A 4,299-nucleotide genomic window follows, 5' to 3' on the forward strand; every position below is an offset into this window, starting at 1 on the left:
GGCTAATTGCTTGTTCAATTCAATTATAACAGAAAAATCTGATATATTTCAGTCTATTATATGAAGCCTTTTTTCATTAATATGAATTCAGAAGGGGTGCGTGAAATGTATATAGATTATCGAATAAGAAGTGTAGATGGTTATACAAAAAATATAGGGGAACTTGTAAGTATGATGGAGCATACGCGGGCAGTAACATTACAGGAAATAGAGGATTTAGCAGTGGAGCAATTGGATTTAATAATGCCGAGTGGTGAGAATTCAATTGGTGCTTTACTAAAGCATATAGCGGCTATAGAAAAAGTCCATCAGCTTATTTCTTTTCAAAATCGTGATTTTACAAAAGAAGAATTAGAAATATGGGAAGATGCACTGTATTTAGGGGAAGCGGGGAGATCTATCCGTGGTTATGAAATACAGTATTATGTACAACTTTTACAGAAAGTTCGAGAGGAAACAATAGAGTGTTTGAGACAACAGGATGATGAATGGCTAATGTCAGAAAGAAAGTGGCCTAATGACGTAGCGTATAATCAGCACTACCTTTGGTTTCACGTGCTAGAAGATGAAATTAGTCATCGTGGACAAATTAAAATGTTAAAAAACAAGTTATTTGAAAATTATGTTAAATAATGTAGCTTTTTAATGAGATATTCCATATAATGAGAGTAATTAAAATTAGAACGGAGTGATGTATTATGGCGAATATGACTGATATGAATAATAAATCAAATACAAAGGTGGATGGAAAGGGCGATATTATATAAGATAGTTCGCAATCCTTCCACTTAGTACAAACTAGGGAGGATATTTATTTGAATCAAAATATTTTAGAATCGTTCGGATGGGATTCATTTTTTGAAGAGCAAGCTGTAGAGAAGAATTATGAAGTAGGGCGTATTTTACTTGAGCATAAGCATATATATCGGATTATTTGTAGTGACGGTGAATATATGGCAGAACTGTCTGGGAAGTTTCGGCATGAAGCGTTAACGAAGGGGGATTATCCGGCAGTTGGTGATTGGGTGTATATAAAAAAAATAGAAAATGAGAAAAAGGCAATTATTCACCGTATTTTTCCGAGAAGAAGTTCTTTTTCAAGACAAGAAGCTGGTAACAGAACTGAAGAACAAATTATCGCAACAAATGTAGATTATCTATTTTTAGTGAATGCACTTAACCATGATTTCAACGTAAGAAGGATGGAACGTTATTTGCTGGTGGCTTATGAGAGCGGTGCAATGCCTGTTATTGTTTTAACGAAGAGTAGTTTATGTGAAGATGTGGAACAGAAAATTGCAGAAACTGAAGCGGTAGCAATCGGTGTTCCGATATTTGTTGTTGATAGCTTAGTGTACGTCGGAATAGAATCATTGCAACAATTTGTTTCACCAGGAAAAACAATTGCTTTAGTTGGATCTTCAGGTGCAGGGAAATCTACTTTGTTAAATGCATTAATAGGAACAGATGTAGCAAAAACCGGAGATATACGTGAAGAAGATAGTAAAGGAAGGCATACGACAACTCACCGTGAATTGTTCCAATTACCGAGTGGCGGTTTAGTAATTGACACGCCTGGTATGAGGGAACTTCAGCTTTGGGAAGGAAGCGCGGCAATTCAAACTACATTTTCCGATATTGAAGATCTTGCAAATACTTGCCGCTTTCGAGATTGTAAACATGAAGGTGAACCAGGATGTGCAGTGCGAAGTGCTATAGATAACGGAACTATACCCGTAGAGCGCTTACTAAGCTATAAAAAACTGCAAAGAGAATTGGCATATGTTATGAGAAAACAAAACATTACTCTGGCAAGAGCGGAACGAGATAGATGGAAAAAGGTTTCTAAACAACATAAAAAAATGTAAAAAACCAAAGGGCTTGTTCCTTTGGTTTTTTTGTATTTGTAAATTTTATAATAATGTTATTCGTATATATAGACAAAAGAAATTAATTTGTTTAAACTTTACAAAGTGTTCATCAAAACAAGTTATAAAAATAGAAACTAAGGAATGGAATATATTCAAAATTAGCTCTATTTAATCTTTAAAGCTTAATATTGAAATGCAGGAGGTTTATAATGAGTAAACTAGTAAGTTGGTTTAGAGATATGAAAGTAGCAAAAAAGCTATTAATTTCATTTTTTGTTATATTAATTGCGGCAGTCTCTATTATTGGGGGCATGTCGTATCAAACAGCTAAAAAGAATTTTGAATCACAAATTATGAGTAGCGCTCAGGATAATATAAAAATATTGGATAATTTAATCAATCAAATGATTGAAGCGAAATTCAACGATGTAAATAATTTTGCACGAGTGATTCATAGTGATATGTATCAAGGAGATAATCAGGATGAACTAAGAAAAACATTATCCCAATATATTAGTTTGAACAAAGATGTAGAACAAGTGTATGTTGCTGGAAACGATAAAAAATTTGTACAAGAACCAAATATACAAATGGCAGCAGATTATGATCCAACAGCGCGTTCTTGGTATAAAGATGCAGTGAATAAGCAAGGTGGAATTGTTGTCACTGAACCATATAAGGCACAAGGGAATGGACATATTGTCGTAACAATCGCAAAACAAACTGAAGATAAAAATGGTGTTATTGCGGTAGATTTAAGTTTAGATAATTTATTAAAAACAACAAAGTTAATCAATATTGGTAAAAAAGGCTATGCTTTCATTTTAGATGGAAAACAAAAAATAATTGCTCACCCTCAAGAAAAATCGGGTGACAAGGCAGATGATTCTTGGGGAAAGAAAATATACGAAGATAACCATGGCACTTTTTCATACACTTATGGTGGTAGTGAAAAGAAAATGGTATTCGCGACAAATTTAAAAACAGGTTGGAAAATTGCGGGGACGATGTATTCAAATGAAGTAGTTGAAGCTGCTCAACCTGTATTTTATAATATGTTAATTGTAATGTTTATTTCATTAGTTGTAGGCGGAGCGCTTATTTATTTCGTGACACTTTCTATTACCAAACCTTTAAAACAATTAGTTGTCACTTCTAAAGAAATAAGCGAAGGGGACTTAACTCAAACGATTCAAATACATTCAAATGATGAAATTGGACAACTTGCTAAAGGTTTTAATGAGATGACTCATTCACTACGTACATTAATTGGAAGAATTAATACTTCAGCGGGGCATGTTGCAGCTGCATCTGAAGAGTTAACAGCAAGTGTGAGACAGGCGAGTGAAGCGACTGAACAAATTACATCAGCAATGGATGAAATATCAAGTGGTGCAACGACGCAAAACGCAAGCGTAGAAAATGGTGCTATGTTACTGTTTGATGTAACAGAAGGGATTCAGCATGTAGCAAATAGCTCATCATCTATTAATACTGCTTCTGCTCACACTCGCGAAAAAGCAGAAGATGGCGGAAAGCTAGTTGGAAAAACAGTAAATCAAATGCAATCTATTGCGGAATCTGTTTCACAGTCAGATGCTGTTATTCAGTTGTTGAATAACAAATCAAAGCAAATTGGTGATATTTTAGAAGTCATTCAAAATATTGCAGATCAGACAAATCTTCTAGCTTTAAATGCAGCAATTGAGGCTGCAAGAGCTGGTGAGCATGGAAGAGGCTTTGCAATCGTTGCTGATGAAGTACGAAAATTAGCAGAACAATCTAGTGTATCATCAAGTGAAATTAGTAAATTAATTTGTGAAATACAAGACGATATGAGCAAGACAGTAAAGTCTATGAATAATGTAAATGAAGAAGTGCAATCTGGACTTGTTATTGCAAATGAAACAAAACAAAATTTTGCTGAGATTTTACAATCTACAAATGAAATTGTTGATCAAATTAAAACGATGGTTGAAACGGCTAATGGAATGTCAAAAGGTGCAAATGAAGTATCCATTTCAGTTGGCCAAATTGCAATGACAGCACAAAATAACGCGACGAGTACACAAAGTGTTGCAGCGTCAGCTGAGGAGCAGCTAGCTTCCATGGAGGAAATTGGTTCTGCAGCTGGTACACTAGCTCAAATGGCTGAAGAGTTACAAGTATTAATTGAAAGATTTAAAGTATAAAAAGGGGAGGCTGTCTCAAAATAGCATTAGTGTTATTAGAGACAGTCTTTTAGCTGATAAACGGATTAGAGGTTCAATGTATGTAATGTTTGTCGAAAAATAGAGGAATTTGTTAAGCGGGTGTATAATTAATATAATATAGACTACGTTTAAAGGAGATCGGTATGGGAGTGTATTGGGGAACGAAAAGACATTCTTGGCTTAGCTATGTCTCGTTTTGGTTAAGTATTTTATTC

At 34.5% G+C, this 4,299-nt stretch carries 3 protein-coding genes; all 3 read left to right on the plus strand.

Going from position 1 to position 4,299, the window contains the following annotated elements:
• The first annotated feature begins 105 nt into the window (after positions 1–105).
• The gene (locus tag AB3X48_RS18390) at positions 106–633 is read left to right on the plus strand and encodes a DinB family protein (RefSeq protein ID WP_016104598.1); all 528 of its coding nucleotides are present in this window, start codon (positions 106–108) and stop codon (positions 631–633) included.
• 182 nt (positions 634–815) lie between these two features.
• The gene (gene rsgA, locus AB3X48_RS18395; RefSeq protein WP_002158222.1) at positions 816–1,868 is read left to right on the plus strand and encodes a ribosome small subunit-dependent GTPase A; all 1,053 of its coding nucleotides are present in this window, start codon (positions 816–818) and stop codon (positions 1,866–1,868) included.
• 212 nt (positions 1,869–2,080) lie between these two features.
• Positions 2,081–4,063 carry a HAMP domain-containing methyl-accepting chemotaxis protein gene (locus tag AB3X48_RS18400; RefSeq protein WP_078173217.1) on the plus strand — a complete coding sequence of 661 codons (1,983 nt, stop codon included), beginning with the start codon at positions 2,081–2,083 and terminating at the stop codon, positions 4,061–4,063.
• Positions 4,064–4,299 lie beyond the last annotated feature (236 nt).

Origin of the sequence: Bacillus sp. S4 (genome assembly GCF_040838205.1) — a bacterium.
In the GTDB taxonomy this organism is placed as follows: domain Bacteria; phylum Bacillota; class Bacilli; order Bacillales; family Bacillaceae_G; genus Bacillus_A; species Bacillus_A cereus_U.

Coding starts and splice junctions, on each gene's coding strand:
- AB3X48_RS18400 (WP_078173217.1), top strand. CDS start 2,081: ATGAGTAAACTAGTAAGTTGGTTTAGAGATATGAAAGTAGCAAAAAAG.
- AB3X48_RS18390 (WP_016104598.1), top strand. CDS start 106: ATGTATATAGATTATCGAATAAGAAGTGTAGATGGTTATACAAAAAAT.